The 16,881-nt window shown below is 48.8% G+C and carries 16 protein-coding genes; 7 read left to right on the top strand and 9 right to left on the bottom strand.

All coding sequences use genetic code 11. The features are described from left to right. Positions 1–516: 516 nt before the first annotated feature. The 3 genes from ppk1 to H6F51_16305 form a co-directional block, all read right to left on the bottom strand. On the bottom strand, positions 517–2,682 hold the full coding sequence (gene ppk1 / locus H6F51_16315) for a polyphosphate kinase 1 (protein ID MBD1824047.1): 2,166 nt from the start codon (positions 2,680–2,682) through the stop codon (positions 517–519). Next, on the bottom strand, positions 2,682–2,888 hold the full coding sequence (locus H6F51_16310) for a hypothetical protein (protein ID MBD1824046.1): 207 nt from the start codon (positions 2,886–2,888) through the stop codon (positions 2,682–2,684). Before H6F51_16310 ends, ppk1 begins: the two co-directional genes overlap by 1 nt. Before the next feature lie 184 nt (positions 2,889–3,072). Further along, entirely contained in the window at positions 3,073–3,672 is a 600-nt protein-coding gene (locus tag H6F51_16305; GenBank protein MBD1824045.1) for a superoxide dismutase, read from the bottom strand. Between the two features lie 473 nt (positions 3,673–4,145). Here H6F51_16305 and H6F51_16300 point away from each other — a divergent pair, with 473 nt between their 5' ends. From H6F51_16300 to H6F51_16280, 5 genes are all read left to right on the top strand, one after another. Further along, positions 4,146–6,728 carry a CHAT domain-containing protein gene (locus H6F51_16300; GenBank protein MBD1824044.1) on the top strand — a complete coding sequence of 861 codons (2,583 nt, stop codon included), beginning with the start codon at positions 4,146–4,148 and terminating at the stop codon, positions 6,726–6,728. A gap of 112 nt (positions 6,729–6,840) precedes the next feature. Then, positions 6,841–7,218 (top strand): hypothetical protein, encoded by a 378-nt coding sequence (locus H6F51_16295; protein MBD1824043.1) that lies wholly within the window; start codon positions 6,841–6,843, stop codon positions 7,216–7,218. A gap of 20 nt (positions 7,219–7,238) precedes the next feature. Next, on the top strand, positions 7,239–7,955 hold the full coding sequence (locus tag H6F51_16290; GenBank protein ID MBD1824042.1) for a DUF429 domain-containing protein: 717 nt from the start codon (positions 7,239–7,241) through the stop codon (positions 7,953–7,955). A gap of 3 nt (positions 7,956–7,958) precedes the next feature. Continuing rightward, positions 7,959–8,372: a DUF2752 domain-containing protein gene (locus H6F51_16285; protein MBD1824041.1), complete on the top strand. Its 414-nt coding sequence runs from the start codon at positions 7,959–7,961 to the stop codon at positions 8,370–8,372. A 38-nt stretch (positions 8,373–8,410) separates the two neighbouring features. Continuing rightward, positions 8,411–8,680 (top strand): hypothetical protein, encoded by a 270-nt coding sequence (locus H6F51_16280; protein ID MBD1824040.1) that lies wholly within the window; start codon positions 8,411–8,413, stop codon positions 8,678–8,680. A gap of 70 nt (positions 8,681–8,750) precedes the next feature. Here the strand turns inward: H6F51_16280 and H6F51_16275 are convergent, their stop codons facing one another. Further along, positions 8,751–9,953, bottom strand: coding sequence for a glutathione S-transferase family protein (locus H6F51_16275; protein ID MBD1824039.1), 1,203 nt, complete (start codon positions 9,951–9,953; stop codon positions 8,751–8,753). Positions 9,954–10,020: 67 nt separating this feature from the next. Further along, a complete protein-coding gene (locus H6F51_16270) occupies positions 10,021–10,536 on the bottom strand; it encodes a hypothetical protein (protein ID MBD1824038.1) in 516 nt (171 codons plus the stop codon). A gap of 165 nt (positions 10,537–10,701) precedes the next feature. On the opposite strand from H6F51_16270, the gene H6F51_16265 reads away from it, so the two are divergent. Next, complete coding sequence (locus H6F51_16265; GenBank protein MBD1824037.1) at positions 10,702–12,564, top strand: tetratricopeptide repeat protein; 1,863 nt, start codon at positions 10,702–10,704, stop codon at positions 12,562–12,564. 395 nt (positions 12,565–12,959) lie between these two features. On the opposite strand, the gene H6F51_16260 is transcribed toward H6F51_16265, so the two are convergent. Further along, the gene (locus tag H6F51_16260; GenBank protein MBD1824036.1) at positions 12,960–13,589 is read right to left on the bottom strand and encodes a hypothetical protein; all 630 of its coding nucleotides are present in this window, start codon (positions 13,587–13,589) and stop codon (positions 12,960–12,962) included. Positions 13,590–13,844: 255 nt separating this feature from the next. Here H6F51_16260 and H6F51_16255 point away from each other — a divergent pair, with 255 nt between their 5' ends. After that, on the top strand, positions 13,845–14,033 hold the full coding sequence (locus H6F51_16255) for a hypothetical protein (GenBank protein MBD1824035.1): 189 nt from the start codon (positions 13,845–13,847) through the stop codon (positions 14,031–14,033). Here H6F51_16255 and H6F51_16250 read toward each other — a convergent pair. The 3 genes from H6F51_16250 to H6F51_16240 form a co-directional block, all read right to left on the bottom strand. Next, positions 14,030–15,727, bottom strand: a complete 1,698-nt coding sequence (locus tag H6F51_16250) for a GGDEF domain-containing protein (protein MBD1824034.1) — start codon at positions 15,725–15,727, stop codon at positions 14,030–14,032. The two genes, H6F51_16255 and H6F51_16250, sit on opposite strands and share 4 nt — an antisense overlap. Before the next feature lie 388 nt (positions 15,728–16,115). Then, positions 16,116–16,358, bottom strand: coding sequence for a hypothetical protein (locus tag H6F51_16245; protein ID MBD1824033.1), 243 nt, complete (start codon positions 16,356–16,358; stop codon positions 16,116–16,118). 73 nt (positions 16,359–16,431) lie between these two features. Next, positions 16,432–16,848, bottom strand: coding sequence for a hypothetical protein (locus H6F51_16240; GenBank protein ID MBD1824032.1), 417 nt, complete (start codon positions 16,846–16,848; stop codon positions 16,432–16,434). Positions 16,849–16,881: the final 33 nt, after the last annotated feature.

Raw genomic sequence — 16,881 nt, 5'->3', positions numbered from 1 at the left:
AGTTTTTTGCAGTAAATCTGGACATTTTCTATTGTTTTTTATGAGCTTTATCTCGTCTTTGTTTATGAATTGAAATACGTCCGTTTTTTTGCTGAATTTCAGTGGCAGTACGGAAGAAAGGATAGGGTGCTAAGGCAGTATAGTAGTCGGTTTTTGCTTAAGTAAGCTACTAGGAATTCCACGGAGATGCACAGATAGATTAGCTCGTTTTAGAAATTAGATCCGAGGAATTGCCGTGGTCTTTTTAAATAGTTTAAAGTTCTGCTCGTTTCTCCGAAATATTACGGAAACAAGTAGGAAACCTGATTAATTTAGCTTGAATTCAGAAGAATATTCTTCATAGAGTAGCCTGGAATACAAAAGTTGATCAAAGCCAATAAATCTGAGCCAATCCTGCATTGAGCAAAGGAAGTAGGGAGGCGATTCAGTGCGCGTCTACGAAGTTGTTGAACGAAGATCACAAAAAAGGCGAATGCCGAAACATTCGCCTCCAGATCTAGATTGTTTGGTGTGGGGTCACTCTCTAGCTTGTTGCTGCGCCATGTCCATGAAAATGCGCTGCGAACTTTGTTCGGGCTGATCCGCTTGGGGCTGTCGCTGTATGTATTTGCCATCCGGCTGCAAATCCCAAGCGTGGCGATTATCTGCCAGCATAATCCCCAGGATCTCTTGCAGATCTTGAGAAAGGGCAGGCTCATCGACTAGAACGACTGCTTCAACTCGACGATCGAGGTTTCGCGGCATCCAATCCGCACTTCCGATATAAACTTCAGAGTCGCCATTGTTGCTGAAGTAGAAAATTCGAGCGTGTTCGAGAAAGCGTCCCACAATGCTGACCACGCGAATATTCTCGCTGATGTCTTTTAATCCTGGACGCAGACAGCAAATTCCGCGCACGATCAAATCAATCTGAACTCCAGCTTGAGATGCTTCATAGAGTGCAGTAATTAGCCGTGGATCAACTAAGGCATTCATTTTGGCAACAATCCGCCCTTGTCCACCGTTGCGCTGATGTTCAATTTCACGATCAATAAAGCTCAACATGCGATCGCGCAAATTCACTGGCGCAACCAGTAGCTTGCGATAAGACTGTTGGCGCGAATATCCGGTGAGATAGTTAAACAAATCCGTTAAATCGGCTCCTAGCTCTTCACGACAGCTAAAGATGCCTAAATCTGTGTAGAGCCGGGCAGTTTTCGGATTGTAATTACCTGTGCCAATATGCACATATCGCCGGATACGCCCCTCTTCGCGCCGCACCACTAACACCAATTTAGTATGCGTTTTTAGCCCGACTAACCCATAAACAACGTGAACGCCTGCGCTTTCTAGTTTCTTTGCCCAGCTAATGTTATTGGCTTCATCAAAGCGGGCTTTAAGTTCGACTAGAGCCGCCACTTGAATTCCGTTTTCGGCAGCAGCAATCAGGGCTTGAACGATCGGTGAATCTCCCGATGTGCGATAAAGCGTCATCTTGATTGCAAGCACATCCGGATCGTAAGCCGCTTCCTCGATAAAGCGCTGCACGCTGCGAGAAAACGAATAATACGGGTGATGCACTAGGATATCTTGACGACGAACCACCGCAAAAAAGTTTTCATCGTGCGTCAGCGCCTCTGTCACAGGAACTTCTGCAACTCGTCTTAGTTTCGGGTGCGTTACGGGATTCCAAGGCGGATCTTTGAGTTCTGGAAGCGGTAAACCTGTGAGGGTAAACAAATCCTTCAGACACAGAAGCCCGTCAATTTCGTAAATATCATCAGAAGTGAGTTCCATTTCTTCGAGCAGCATCGATCGAATGTGCTGCGGCATGGATGGATTAATTTCCATCCGCACCACCGAACCCCCAACGCGGCGTTTTCGCAGTTCTTCCTCGATCGCGATCAGCAAATCGTCGGTTTCGTCTTCCTCAACATCCAAATCCCCGTTGCGCGTAATCCGAAACGGATGATATTCCTGAATGTTCATCCCCGGAAACAAAGCTTCCAGATTATGGGCGATCACTTGTTCAAGCGGAACGCCTGCCCAAATTGTGGCGCGACTTTTTGCAACGGAAGTGGGGAGATCCTGAGTTTCGATCGGCAATGGAATAAAGCGCGGCAGCACCCTCGGAACTTTCACTCGCGCAAACAGTTCCTCATCGGTCACGCTGTCTTTAATGACAACGGCTAAATTCAAACTGAGATTAGAAATATAAGGAAACGGGTGTCCAGGGTCGATCGCAAGCGGAGTCAGAACCGGAAAGACTTGAGATTCAAAATACCGGTGTAAATAAGCGCGTTGTTCCTGGCTTAAATCGATGTAATCCAGAAGATAAATGCCCTGAGCGACCATCTGAGGACGCAGCGCTTCCTCAAAATGACGATGTTGCTTTGCCACAAGGGGACGCAATCGCTCGTTGATTAACGTTAATTGTTCTTGGGGTGTGCGACCGTCTGAACTGAGGCGACTGACTTGCGCCTCGACTTGTTCCTTGAAGGCTGCCACTCGCACCATAAAATATTCGTCCAAGTTTGAGCTAAAGATCGCTAGAAACTTGAGCCGCTCGATCAAGGGTGTGCGGGGGTCAAATGCTTCATGCAGCACCCGATTGTTAAATTCGATCCAGCTTAGTTCTCGATTGAAAAAAAACTGTGGATCGCTCAAATCGGGTTCTACCGTTGCCTGCTTGCGTCGTCGCATTAGAACACCTCATCTTCACGACCGACCCACCATTCACCCAAATTCATTAAATCCTGGTGAATATCTGCTAATCGCTGCTCATACTCAGCAGTAGTCATCTGCGATCGTTGTTCATTCAGTTTCAGGACTCTTAACTGAGCGAGTAACCAGGGCTTTGTTACATTGCCCGTTTGTTCAAGGTAGCGGGCGAGTTCGGTGCTATTCATGAAGAGGTCAAAATCTGCGGTTTAGCTTCATTGTTGCGTTATTTTTGGCGTTGTGGGTGCGATCGTACAAAGTTTTTTGTAATTGAGTAAAGGCTGTGTCATCTAGAAAACATAAGGCTATTCGCCTGACAAACAAAAAAGCGAGGCAGTTCCCTACCTCACTTAAAATCGATTGACTCCAACGTTACGCTGCGAGATTCTGAGCCACGAAATCCCAGTTCACCAAGTTATCCAAGAAGTTCTTGATAAACGCAGGACGAGCGTTTTGGTAGTCAAGATAGTAAGCGTGTTCCCACACATCCAGGGTCAGTAAGGGCTTTTGACCGTGAACCAGGGGGTTTTCTGCGTTCGGAGTCTTTGTGATCTTCAGCGTTCCGTTCTCCTCGACCAGCCAAGCCCAGCCGCTGCCAAACTGAGTTGTTGCAGCATTGCTGAACTCTTCTTTGAACTTGTCATAGCTGCCGAAAGCCGCATCGATTTTTGCAGCCAGTTCGCCTGTAGGAGCGCCACCACCGCCTGCTTTGAGGCAGTTCCAGAAAAAGGTGTGGTTCCAAACCTGGGCTGCGTTGTTAAAAACGCCAGTCTTCGACGAATCGCCATACGCCTGCTTGATCACATCTTCTAGCGCCATGCTCTCCATCGGTGTGCCTTCCACCAGTTTGTTTAAGTTGGTGACATAAGCGGCATGGTGCTTGCCATAGTGATAGTCAAACGTTTCTGCCTTCATGCCATATGGCTCAAGGGCATCTTTTGCAAAAGGTAAGGGAGCTTGTGTGAATGCCATGTGTTCAATTCCTCTCGATCGTAGTTCTGCGATTTGAGCGTTGGCAGAAACATAACTTAACCGTGAAAATTCTATCTCAAAAAGGAGATGAGACTTGAACAAATAAAAAACCCTCACTCACTAGGCATGAATGAGGGAAATAATCAGGGTGCATCTACCATTCCTCTTTGCTCGGAATCATGCGGGTTCTCCGGATGCTTTGAGTGGGAATACTTAAAGCTAAAGCAAAGTTTTCTTGAACTTTTAGTAACTTTTAGATAAAAGGTGCGTCTAGGTCTGGAGTCAATTACGTCTATGATCGCAGTCCTGCGTCAAAGGCAGAGGCAGTCGATCGGGGCAAAAATTTGTAATGCTATAGAGTGCGAATTGATTGCGAATTTTCCCTGAACGGGATCGATCGTCGGTGGTAATAAAAGCAGCGATGACCTCGATACTCCAGTTGAGGAGCGCAGCGAATTGTTGGAGGGTGGCTTGTGAATCAGGAATTCTACATTTCCGTCACGCCAGTGCGAGGCGATGAATATTGGGTGAGAACCGAGCGCGTTTCACCGGGAGTGCCGCTGGCAGAAGAACTGGTCACTTGGCAAGTCGAAGAGTGGCTGGAACAAGCTCGCCATTTGATGCACGATCCGCTGTTGGGGATTTTGCGCGGACGAATGCGATCGGGTCAATTGGCAATGGGTGGCGACGGTTTTTCCTCCAACCTAGTGGAATTGGGACAAACGCTCTACAATGCGCTATTTCAAGGCACGATTCGCGATAGCTGGATGACCGCGCAGGGAATCGCTCAGAATCGACGCGAAGGCTTGCGCTTGCGGTTAGGGCTGAAGGGCGATCGCTTGCCGCGTTTACCGTGGGAAGTGCTGTATGCCGGAGCGCGACCCTTGGCAACGGGAACCGATGTCGTATTTTCGCGCTATCAGGCTGCTTTTGCACCCATGGGAACGATTTTGCAGCCGCATCGCTCGATCGAGCTTGACCCAAACCAACCGCTGAGAATTCTGATGGTATTGGCGGCTCCGACCGATCAAGAAGTGCTGGAACTGCGGCGAGAAGCAGATCACCTGCGCGATGAACTGCAACGCGATCGACAAACGAACGGCGAAATTGATCTAACCATCCTGGATCAACCCGGACGCGAACAGTTGACCCAAGCTTTGGAACAAGGGCATTACCAAGTGCTGCATTATGCTGGACACAGCAATTTAGGCATGTCTGGGGGAGATTTGTATCTGGTGAGCGATCGTACCGGATTAACCGAGGTGCTGAGCGGTGATGATCTTGCCGGATTGCTCGTTAACAATGGAGTACGCATGGCGGTATTTAATTCCTGTCGCGGCGTATATACAGCAACGGCTGATCCCGCAAACGAAACTGAGTCGAGCAATCTGACCGAAGCGCTATTGAAGCGAGGAATGCCGGCAGTGCTGGCAATGGCGGAACGCATCCCCGATGATGTGGCATTGACGCTCAGCCGCTTGTTTTACCGCAATTTGAGGCAGCGATCCCCGATTGATCTCAGTCTGAGTCGGGCGCGGCAGGGATTGCTGTCGTCTTACGGCTCGGATCAGTTGTATTGGGCATTGCCGATCTTGTATTTGCATCCCGATTTCGACGGCTACCTCCAGCCCGCTGCCCCAACACCGTTAGCCGACTCACTGGAAAATTCGCAACTGGTTGCTTCAACCTTTAGCATCAATGCCAGCGCGATCGGTGATCCGCTCGATCTCGAAGATGAATCGTTCTCGAATCTAGACTTTGACGAGCCGGAAGACAGCGATCGACAAGCCATTCTGGAAATGCTGAGGGAAATTCGTGACCCCGAAGAGAATCCCTTTTTGCCAACGCAAGAGACGCAACCGTTCTTTGAATCGCTCTCTGTTAATACTGATGAATCCCAGCTTCACACTGCAGAAGACTGTCTAACGCTCGGCAGGCTGCGAGCGCAAAACCGAGATTTCAGTGGAGCCGTGGTCGCTTATGGACGAGCGATCGAGCTTGATCCCCACTGTGCAGAGGCGTTTAGCGAAATGGGAACGGCTTTAGAGCAGTTGGGTAGCCCAACTGAGGCGATCGTGGCTTATAAAATGGCACTGCAATATGAGCCAAGTTTAAGTGATGCCCGTCGCCATCTTCAGCGCTTAGAAGCGGCACACCATCTCGCTCCGACGCAGCAGGTCACTCCCCCCACCGCTCCCACTCCCGACCTGCACGTTGAAGATATCAAGATCACCGAAGAACCGATCGTCGATCGCATCTTTGGCACTCGAAAATCCAGACCTGCACGCCGCCACCCTTGGCTGGTGCTAGGAATTTCGGGGGCGGTAGCTGCGGTTTTAGGCGTAGTCGGCTTCTCTGCTTGGCGGGCTTCGACTCCGCCACCCAGCCAGTTGATTGATGCAGTGCGTGAGCTAGATCAGCCCGTCGGAGCGAATCCGAGTCGAGCGAATATCTTAGTCTCAACCGCGACTCGGAGCTTTGCTCAAGGTGATTTGCGTTCTGGGCAAGATGCGATCGAGGAGTTGCTGAGCCAAGGACAGCTTGCGGCTGCCGATTCTGCATTTCAGAATGTGCCCCCCGATAAATTAGACAATCCAGCCGTGGCATTTTTGCGCGGTCGAATTGCGTGGCAGTCGGTGCAGCAGCGTAAGAGCAGCTACAGCTTAGATGATGCTCAAAATTATTTTGAAACGGCGCTGAAAGGCAATCGAACGCCTCAAGTTCTGAATGCTTTGGGCTTTGTTTATTATTCTCAAGGCAATGCCGATCGTGCAGGTCGGAGTTGGCTGAATGCGGCGAAACTTGCGAGAGAAATTGGAGGCGCGGCAAAACGCGAGGAACTGACGGCACAGGCAGGACTCGCACTTGCGTTTAATAAAGAGGCTCAAACTCAAAAGGGCAATGCACGTAATCAATCCAGACAGCGGGCGGTTGCATTGCGCGATCGAGTCTCGGACGAAGCTCCGGAGCAGTTTCAAATCAAAGCCCTCAGCCAAAACTGGTATTGGAGTGAAAGCGCGATCGCAGACTGGAGAAAGCTGATGGCGATTAAGTAGGATCACCTGAGCCTTACAAATTTAATTAAGCTTGGCGACTGAAAGTTGAAGAAAAGCAGTCGCTAAAACTTCGTGCAGTAAAATCGAAGTATTGAGTTGCTGGGCTGGATGTATGAATTCTGATACTGTCGTTCGCATCTTACAAAAAAGCTTTCGTGTCACACTTGGAGCGACTGCATCGCTCGTCGAAATTCTCCAAGACCCGCAAAAGCGCGAAGCTAATTTAACTAAAATCAAAGCCGAACTCGACCAACTCACCCGCGAATGGGCAAACAAGGGCGAAATGACCGAGCAAGAAGCCCGCAGCTATGTGGATACTTTGATGGCTCAACGGCGGGGTGAGATGAATTCTGGAACCACGGTGACAACCACTGCAACCCCAGTTCCCACCGCTTCGCCGGAAGTCCAGCTTGAACTGCAAGAACTCACCGCACAGTTAGCCGCACTCCGGGCAGAAGTAGAGCGGCTCAGAACCGAAGAGAATCGGTAGCTTCGCTTCACGTTGTGACTGTGAGATGTCTCGGAATTGATTTAGGCTGGAGTTCAAATCCTAGCGGCTTGTGCTGTTTAGAGCTGGTCGATCGAACCTTAACGCTGCTAGACCTGCGGCGAGAGAGTTCGATCGACAACATTCTTGCCTGGGTGGATCAGCAGGCTCCAGATTGTGCGATCGTTGCCGTTGATGCACCGACCCTTATTCCGAATCAAACTGGAATGCGACTTCCCGATCGTTTAGCTCACAAACACTTCGGGCGCTACCACGCAGGCTGTTATCCAGCAAACTTAGGGCTGCCGTTTGCCGATCGTACCGTTGGCGTCGGGCTGAGCTTAGAAGCGCGGGGATTTGAACACGCGCCGACGATCGAGCCACAGCATCCGGGGCGCTATCAAATCGAAGTGTTTCCGCATCCTGCAATGGTGAATTTATTTCAACTGAGTCAAATCCTGAAATACAAAAAAGGCACGATCGCACAGCGCAAACCGGAACTCGAAAAATTACGCCAGTTCATCCTAGAGCGATTACCTCAGATTGAACCGCGATTAAAGTTAGAAACACTGCCCAGCATTCCAAACAAAGGAACTGAACTCAAAGCAGTTGAAGATCAGTTCGATAGTTTGATTTGTGCGTATGTAGCTGCCTACTGGTGGTACTGGGGAACCGAAAAAAATATGGTGTTGGGCGATCGTGCATCCGGGTATATTGTGGTTCCATCGCCGTTGACTTAAACCATGCTGTCTTCACTGGTACGATCGCGCCAACTCTGTGTGATTCTTGCAGCTACGGCAACCGTTCATTTCGGACTGATTCTACTCGGTTTACCAAGCTGGCAATGCCCGATCCGGTATGGGCTGGGTATTCCCTGTCCGGGCTGTGGACTCTCGCGCGCCACCTTAGAACTCTTACACGGTCACTTTGATCATGCCTTGAGAATTCATGCCTTTGCACCGATCGTGGTCGGTATAGGGGGATTAGTTTTAGCCGCGATCGTGCTGCCAAAATCAAACTACATCAAGTTTGTAAGCATTGTCGATCGCATTGAGCGGCGCACTGGAATTACGATCGTGCTTCTCAGTAGTGCCTTGATATATTGGCTGATTCGATTGTTCTTTTTTACAAAGGAGTTTTATCAATTAGTTCTGTAATGTGCTTTTATGGCTACAGATTTTTTGAGGGTTTGTGAATGCAAGTTCTGCTCACATTAATTAATTTAGCAGCATCAATTGTCAGCCTAGTTTGCTTTATTCTCGTTCTACTGAAGCTCTTTCCCGATAAAGGAGTCGGTTGGGGAATTTTTGGAATTTTCTGCGGTATCTACACCTTCATTTGGGGATGGCAGAACGCCGATCGTCATAACCTTAAAAACATTATGACGCTCTGGTCGGCGGCGTTCGTCGCGAATATCCTGCTGCAAATTGTGGTAGTTAGCATTACGGGGTCATCTGCTGACTAAAGCGCGGTTACCTTCCCCCGAGGAGCGGGTCATACTCTACCATTTGTCTAAGCCCCATTTGCCTAAGCGCTTATCGTTTGGCAAAGTTCGCCGGATCTTGGTCACGTCGATGCTTCACCGGAATCGGTAGGCCTTGACCGCTGCCAACTAGGGCAGCGGTTTCCTCTAACGCCGTTCTCAGTCGCTTCGCAGCATAAATCGACATATCCCGCGGCACACTAATGCGATCGCGCAAATACCGCAGCGCCACATCTGCACCCGATGGCGGGACACACGCGCGACCCGTCATCATTCGAGTTAAGGCAGAACGCAGTGCTTCATCCATTAATTCATCCGGCGCAGGATTGACGCGAATAATGTTCGATCGATGCTTGATTACGCGATACAACGCCTCTTGACGAGAGTTCTCCGGTTCTGGATAAGCCACATCCGGTAACTCAAACCAAGACCCTTGATCCACTCGCGCTTTATTGATCCGCATCTGCGGTTCGCCATTTTCCCAGCATCCCCCCATCTGCGGCGGCAAATCATGGACGTGCGTGTGAAAATCGCTCTGAGTGCCACGATAGGTCGATCGAGTTTCCATCGCATCAAACCACGCTTTAAATCGCGGATTTTCCTCGCGCATCGAGTAGCCCTTGTAGTAATAAAGGCTTGCATTCATGCGTTCGACATACGGCGTGAAAATCACATCCACCGTACTGAATTCTTCTAAAAAGTAAGCTCCTGGCGTTTGAGCGAGGGCTACTTCGACCTGTGCCATCACCTCGATAAACTTTTCACGCTTGCGCTGTTCCTCGCGCGCTGACATCGATGGATAGCATAGCCAATTGCACCATGCTCGAAATAAAAGTCGCTCTAACCAGCGCAACGGCTTCACTCTCGGATCTTCCATCCCCAAGGTCAGAACACCGAACTTTTGTTCCAGCGCCATTAGAATATCGTCGCTTTCGGTGATGATGCGCCCGTCAAGCTCGATCGCAGGCAGCATTCCCGATGGCACTTTCCGCTTGTACCAGCTTTCTTTCTCGCCGTAGCAGAACATCGTCACTTTTTCGATGCGGTACGGGATTTGCTTTTCTTCTAGCCATAGCCAAATTTTCTGGCAGTAGGGACACCAGGCATGATAGTCACGATAAAGCGTCACGCGCACCTCCGATTCAGCCTGTCCAAACAGGCGTAATCGGGATTGAGCATTCGTTAAACCGTCGATCGGGTCGGGTTGAAAGTCGGTGAGGGCTTCGAGTTCTGTCCAGCTTAGGGGAGCGGTCATAAATAATCCGATCGCAACTCACTCTATCGTTACGGGTGTCACGTCATTGCGTCAACATTGCGTCAACTTAGAAGCGCAATCCGACTCCACCTTGCAGGGTTGCAGCCGCTCCACCGCCCCGGTAGCCATCAAACGCAATCACCGCATTGCCAAACACGACTAAATTACTATTGGGAAGTGCGTAGTCAATGCCCGGCTGAATCGCAAAGCTGGTGCGATTTCCCACCGCCGTATCACCACCGAGCGGAATCGAAGCACCCGCACCGATGTAAACATCAGTCTGCCAATTGAGCGGAATATCGTAAGAAACGGTTGGAACGATCGCGACTCCATTGCCAATAAACGCTTGTGCTCGCAGCGAGATCGGCGCTCTGAGGAACTTATAACGTCCAGCCACTACAGCCGATACACTGCTTCCACCGTCATCACCGCTCGTCAACCCGATTCCAGGACCAATACCCACATAGCTGCCGTAAGCGGCTTGGGCTGAAGCCGGAGCCTGATTTGCAACGGCGATCGCGCAAACTCCTACCACTCCAACTAAGCTCAGCTTTTGATTGATTAATCCCATCAAATTTCTCATCGATCGACTCCTCATTAAGCAGAAACAGCGAAGCACCGAAATTATTTGTTCATCATATCCAAATTTACCCACTTCACAATCGCAATACGCTGATTTTTAAGTCGGAGATGAAAGACTTTTGCCAGAACTTTTAGAATGAAGAAAGCCTTCATCACGGGATGTTCTATGTCTGATTCTGCACTGGGCGATCGCTATACAAATTTGATTGAACAAATCGTTCAAATGACGCTGAAAGGCAACATTCGATCAAAAGAACAGGTTTATCAAATGCTGGTGCAGGAAATTGAACCAGATAGCGGTGAGATCTTTGAGGCGAAGTTTCGCGATCGATTTGTGCAGACTCAAACTCGGGCGAACGATCGCAGCGATGAGCTCAAGCAAGCCAAAGCAATGCGGGCGATGCGGGCACTCTCGACGCTTGACGGTGAATGGAAGCGCTGGCAGTCTGAAAATCAAAACAGGAGCGCGATCGCGACCGCAGTTCGACAACTGAATCAAGCAGACAAAACCGAGCGATTACTCATTTTTCTGACCTTGAGTGATCCCAATCATCCAAATAGTTTGAATGCTGATCAACTCAAACAATTAGCAGTAACGCTGAAGCAACAGCCAATTTCTGATGTTGAAACTCAACAAGAACTTGCACAACTGAGTGATGGAATTCTGCGCGGTTTTCAGTCTTGGAATACCTTACAACCTCATCTCATCAGTTGGATTTATAATCCCGAACAATTAGGATTTGGTGAGTCCTCGCGAGGAGCAAAGCCTTGGGAGTTGTGGTCAAAACAAGCGATTGGCAATATTCCCAAATCATTTTTTACGGCATTAAATCAAAATCAAGCAGCAAGTCTATGGGTCGAATCTCAACCCGAAATCACGTTAGCGGATTGGATTGAGTTTACGATCGTGGTGCAAGCGTTGCAGCGTGGTTTGGTCAGTTGGTCAGAAAATCAAAGCTATAGTTCTAAGATCGGCACCTCGCTGTGCGTGTCGATCTTTTTGACCTTTGCCTTGATTTGGATGGAGTTATCGTATGGCTTTGCGCGATCGTCGTCGCTCAATTCGATCAATCGATCGCGCTTTTCAGAAGCCTCATTTCGGGTGTCGCTCCAAATTTTGAGAATCTTTGCTCAGCGCCCCTACTTTCCTTTGTATGGAACCGTTTACACGTCGTTCACGGGTGCATCGTTCCGTGAAGCGATGAACTATTTGAGCGAACCTTTAAAGCGGGTCGAAGGCACTCAGGAGAAAGCAAGAATCCTTACATTGATCGGGTCATCGCAGCGTATCTCTGGAGCCTTGGATTTAGCAAAAGAGATTTACCTTGCAGCCCAAGAGATTGCCCAAGAAGCAGGCGATCGCAGATGTGAGATTGCGACGTTCAACCATCTAAGTCGCGTCAGTCTGCATCAAAAACAGTATGCAGAAGCGATTAGTAACAGTCAAAGAGCTTTAATTCTCAGCCGACAATCGGGCGATCGCATGGGTGAAGCAAACGCACTGGCAAACTTAGGCTATGCGGAAGTGTTTCAAGCTCAACTATTAGAGTCTGATCCGGATGCTTATGAACTCGCGATCGGCTACCTGGAGCAAGGATTAGCGCTCTCGGAAAAGTTAGGAGACTTTCAGAGCAAGGCACTCTGCGCCCTCAGCTTAGGCAGTGCTTATGTCACCTTGAATGACACTGATCAAGCTCTGAAGTATCTAGAACAAGCCAGCTACGCCGCTGTAGATGCGGGCGATCGCTATCTACATGCGCTCTGTTTGTCGAACTTTGGCGAAGCGTTTTATCAGCGTCAGGACTATGAAAGAGTCGTTTTTGCCTCGGCGATCGCGATGTACAAGCTTGAGCAGATGGGAACGAATGATTGGAGAAGTGCAGCCGGCTTGTTAACAATCCTGCGGGGACAACTCGGAGAGCGGTTTGACCAGCTTTTGCAGGAGCAACGATCGCGCTTAATGACTGAGATTGGAGTCGATGGCTTTGACTATTTGATGGAATTGCTTGATCGATATCGTCAATCTTAGTGAAACCAATGGCTCAAAATTCTTTTGACCAACTCTCGAAGTAATATTTAGAGGAGTTTCTGGCTCCGCTTGGAAGCATTCAACGACAGTACGAAATTCCAGACGAGGCGAAGCTGGTGACGTTGGTAAAAAACAAGCTGAATTAGGCAGAAGCATTTGGGCGAGATTCTTTCGAGTATCTCATCCAAACGTTTATAGAGTTTGTTTTCTTTATGGCTCAGGCGAGATTTGAACTTGCGACCTTGGGCTTGTGGGACAGCAGCAGTAAAAAGCCTGTACTGCTGTGGTACAGGCTAAACTCCTTATAAAATCAGGCCTTTTTAGTTGAGCAAATGTACTAAATTACCCTGAATTGTTCTGCAATATTGGCAAAATCTAGGGGGATTTTAGGGGGTTTATGGCGCTAATGGTCGATCGGGTCTTTGCATTGCCAAGTCGAACGCTTTCTGATGTACATCATCAGAAATCCAATAGTGGTAGATGTTGCAGTGAACTTGATACGAGTGCCCCATCTGTTGCGCTGCTAATTCAACGGGGATTCCAAATCCGATCGTTCTAACTGCCCAACAATGCCGCAGATTGTACGGTTTGCTGAATCCGTACCGAGCGAAAGCTTTCGTAACGCGATTCCCCAAGGCTGAATTGTCTTTTCCCGTCACTGCTGGGAGCCTCACATCCCACAGTCGCCACTTATCCCACCATTCCGGGAAAACTGCCCAGACGCGCCTAGAGCCTGTTTTTCCGCCGCCGTTGTTGTCATCAATTAGGCTCAACACTGGCGATTGTTTCAGCCGTTCTAAGTCGATATGAAATAGCTCATGATTCCTTAGTCCGTAGGTTGCCATGATTCCAAACGCCCAACCCCAAGACTCGTTTTTAGCATTGATGCGATCGCGCCACTCGCTAATCTCTTTGTCAGTTGGCAAGTCTCTCGGAGTCAATCTCTTGGGGCTGTAATCGCCTCTGAGTGAGGTTGCATTGAGGTCTATCACCCCAGCAAATTTAGCAAGCGCCTCATAAGCAATACAGTACTTTTGTCGATTGCGCGTGTCTGGCTCGGTTTCGAGAATCACCTGTCGCAGCAGTTCAGCCGTCAATGGCTTCTCATGTGGCAGTCTGGTAAACGGTTGCAGATAGTTTGATTTCCAAGTCGTTTCAGATTTGGGGGGTTGCACGATGTGGTGATTGGATTGTTCATCAACCGCTATGAATTTGGTCGGGCTGTGTGATCGTTCATCCACAGGTCTAGAACATGACCGAAACAGACGACGAGCAGAAAAATGTCGATTACTGAACACGAAACTACGATCGCTTTCGACTACGAGCAAAAACAGGTAAGAATCTTCACCACTCGATCGGGAGTCGTAAACCAAATTCAGAAGCGATCGAGCAATCAAGCGATCGTTCAAGGTTCTAACCGCCCGTTGCCTCATTCAAGTTGGAAATTCTGCACAACCCAGTCAAGCTAGACGGTCTGGAGCTGCTGAGACTTGTTTTTGAGCATTTCGGTGATCATCGGTGCGGGTGCAGGGCGACTAAAGTAGAACCCTTGTCCTTCATGGCACCCCCGGCTTTGCAGATAATCTAGCTGTTCTTGTGTTTCTATGCCTTCGGCTGTAACAGTCAGTCGTAAGCTTTGGGAAAGAGCAATGATGGCATCAGTTACGGCTGCACTATCAGGATTGGACATAATATCCTGCACGAAGGAGCGATCAATTTTCAGCATGTTCACCGGGAATCGCTTCAAGTAACTCAAGGAAGAATAGCCTGTGCCAAAGTCATCGAGAGCCAGCAAAATGCCCAAGTCTCGCAATTGTTCTAGGAGCTTAACCGACTGCTGAATATCGACCATCAATGCGCTTTCAGTCACTTCCAATTCTAGATAAGGCGCTGCCAATTCGGTTTCCTCCAAAATCTGTTTGACGATGTCCACTAGATTCGGTTGCTCAAGCTGTCGAGCTGATAAGTTCACCGATATCCGCACCGGGTGGAGTCCAGCCAGTTGCCAAGCCCGGTTCTGAGCACACGCTGTTCGCAGCACCCATTCGCCCAGGGACTGAATCAAATCATTGGACTCAGCGATGGGAATAAACTTTGCTGGAGAAACTAACCCTCGTGTGGGATGCTGCCAACGGACTAATGCTTCCAGCGCAATGACTTGCTGAGTCTGCAGATCGATTAAGGGTTGGTAGTAAACTTGCATTTCACCACGCTCAATTGCCCCATATAATTCGTTTTCTAACGCTAGTCGTTCCTGCAACTGAGCCGAAATTTCTGGGGAGTAGAATTGGTATTGCCCTCGTCCCTGCTGCTGAGCGGTATGCAGCGCCATGTGAGCTTGTTGTAAAAATCGCTCAGCATCATAAGCAGCGTCACTGTTGATGCTGATTCCAACACTAGCGGTGAGGTGAATGAGATGACCTTCGATGGGAAAGGGCTTCATCAGCGTACTCAGCAGCAATTGCGAGAGATGAATGACGCTCTCAAATGAGGAGATGTCTAATAAGGCAATGGCAAATTCATCGTCATTCAAGTGAGCCAGAATATGGGGCTGAGTGATGCAGGAGATTAAACGCTGAGCGACCGCTCTCAATAGCACTCTTGAGGTTTCAGGGTTCCAAGCATGGCTCATCTCCATAAAATCATCAATGCCCACCACGAGCACCGCAATCAGTTGCGGATTGTTCTGAACTTGGGTTTGAGCAAAGCGATCACAGAATAAATTGCGATTGGGCAAGCCAGTCAGGTCATCATAGTGACTGATGTAGTGAATCAACTCATCCAACTGATGCAGCGTTTTTGAGGTATTCGCCATTAATGTGCCTACCTCGTCACTAAATTCTATGGGCAGTTTCGGTAACGTTTGCGTGTTCAGATAGTCCTGCAAGGTAGCAGAAGTCAAAATGACTGGCGTGAGGAGGTGGTGTAGCGCATAAAGTGTAGCTCCCGTTCCCGCTAGAGTTGCCACTAATGCGATGGAAAGAACTCGCACTATGACTTCCCAAGTATAGGCATTTGAGAGCAAAAAACTAAGCAGTAAGGATAACAGGGGGATATGAGTTCCGAGAAAGGCAATTAATATAATTTTGGCAACGTAGCTTTTATTAACGAGGCTGAAACGGGACAGAAACGAATACAGGTGGAGATTGTGGGAAAGGGTCATTGATCTGGGCGGAGAAAGTAAGGAACAAACAAGAGCTAAATTATTCTCATAGATAACTTCTTTCTTTATGCATTATGACAACCAACGCATAAAGAAAAAGAATGAATTGCAACAAATGAAGACCGGTCTTAATAGTCCAAAGTTGACCTACTGCAGCAGCAAGCATTCATGCCAGAACGGGCTACGCCTGGATCGCCATCGGAGCGTTGCCTTCGGCTAAGCCACGCTTTCCGAGGGGTAGGGAATTTCAACGACATAGACACAGCAGAGAGATAGCATCATGTGTCCATTTTGTATTGCATCAATGAATTAGGCAGTTACGACTACTACAGTCGAAGGGCTTCGCTTTCTGAGCGCAACCCGCCGTTAGGCGATACGATGTGGGTGTTCAATCGCTGCCAGAGGTGAGTAGCGGGAAAGAAATGATGTCTTCCATGCTCGTAATCCTTTTCCGGTCGGTGGAATTGTCGTCACGGGTCAAGCGGCCAGGATTTAATCTCTCCGTCTTTATCAAGCTTAAATAAAGCCCAAGCGCGAAATATAAGCGAATGCGAAATACAAGCCGTCTGTACAGTGCCAAGAGCAACCAGGCCGCGATCGCGCCTATGACGATCGCGGGTTCAGAGTTCATTAAAAATCAATTCCTTCCATCGCCACTGGGGATAAGGAACAGGTTTAGCGTTCCGAAATTGAGTGCGATCGCTTTAGAGTTCGTCTAACGATCGCTTTAGTTCTTCTAACTCTGCATCAATAGCAGCGACTGAGGGGGAATGAGTCTTAATCAAGTTCTGCGAAGCGCCAAAACTTACCTTTGTTGCTTCCAATTCTGAATCGTCAACACCAGCAGATTTAGAATCAACAGTTCCACCAAGATCAAGAATTGCTTGCTCTAATGTTGCCAGAGAGCGCTTCAGGCTTGAAATCGTAGTTTCATACTCTTGCCGCAATGCGCCACTCATTGATTTTTTAGCCGTAGTCTCTAAATCCACTATTTGACGACGAAGTGAATCCGCCTGCTGTTCTAATTCTCTAGCCTGCGAGTTCACATCATGGCTTGACTGAGATCGACGGCTATTCACCTCAGCCCGCGCAATTCGGCTAATGCGATCGAATATTCCCATACCAAGTCACCTCCAATTTGGGCTTCGACTCTA

It is taken from the genome of Cyanobacteria bacterium FACHB-DQ100 (assembly GCA_014695195.1).
Taxonomy (GTDB): Bacteria; Cyanobacteriota; Cyanobacteriia; order Leptolyngbyales; family Leptolyngbyaceae; genus Leptolyngbya.
This window is presented reverse-complemented; position numbering and strand designations above follow the sequence as displayed.

What these genes read in the sequence shown, in the direction of transcription:
- ppk1 (MBD1824047.1), bottom strand. Translation starts at nt 2,682, where the DNA reads ATGCGACGACGCAAGCAGGCAACGGTAGAACCCGATTTGAGCGATCCA.
- H6F51_16310 (MBD1824046.1), bottom strand. Translation starts at nt 2,888, where the DNA reads ATGAATAGCACCGAACTCGCCCGCTACCTTGAACAAACGGGCAATGTA.
- H6F51_16305 (MBD1824045.1), bottom strand. Translation starts at nt 3,672, where the DNA reads ATGGCATTCACACAAGCTCCCTTACCTTTTGCAAAAGATGCCCTTGAG.
- H6F51_16295 (MBD1824043.1), top strand. Translation starts at nt 6,841, where the DNA reads ATGAATTCTGATACTGTCGTTCGCATCTTACAAAAAAGCTTTCGTGTC.
- H6F51_16285 (MBD1824041.1), top strand. Translation starts at nt 7,959, where the DNA reads ATGCTGTCTTCACTGGTACGATCGCGCCAACTCTGTGTGATTCTTGCA.
- H6F51_16280 (MBD1824040.1), top strand. Translation starts at nt 8,411, where the DNA reads ATGCAAGTTCTGCTCACATTAATTAATTTAGCAGCATCAATTGTCAGC.
- H6F51_16275 (MBD1824039.1), bottom strand. Translation starts at nt 9,953, where the DNA reads ATGACCGCTCCCCTAAGCTGGACAGAACTCGAAGCCCTCACCGACTTT.
- H6F51_16270 (MBD1824038.1), bottom strand. Translation starts at nt 10,536, where the DNA reads ATGAGAAATTTGATGGGATTAATCAATCAAAAGCTGAGCTTAGTTGGA.
- H6F51_16265 (MBD1824037.1), top strand. Translation starts at nt 10,702, where the DNA reads ATGTCTGATTCTGCACTGGGCGATCGCTATACAAATTTGATTGAACAA.
- H6F51_16255 (MBD1824035.1), top strand. Translation starts at nt 13,845, where the DNA reads ATGTCGATTACTGAACACGAAACTACGATCGCTTTCGACTACGAGCAA.
- H6F51_16250 (MBD1824034.1), bottom strand. Translation starts at nt 15,727, where the DNA reads ATGACCCTTTCCCACAATCTCCACCTGTATTCGTTTCTGTCCCGTTTC.
- H6F51_16245 (MBD1824033.1), bottom strand. Translation starts at nt 16,358, where the DNA reads ATGAACTCTGAACCCGCGATCGTCATAGGCGCGATCGCGGCCTGGTTG.
- H6F51_16240 (MBD1824032.1), bottom strand. Translation starts at nt 16,848, where the DNA reads ATGGGAATATTCGATCGCATTAGCCGAATTGCGCGGGCTGAGGTGAAT.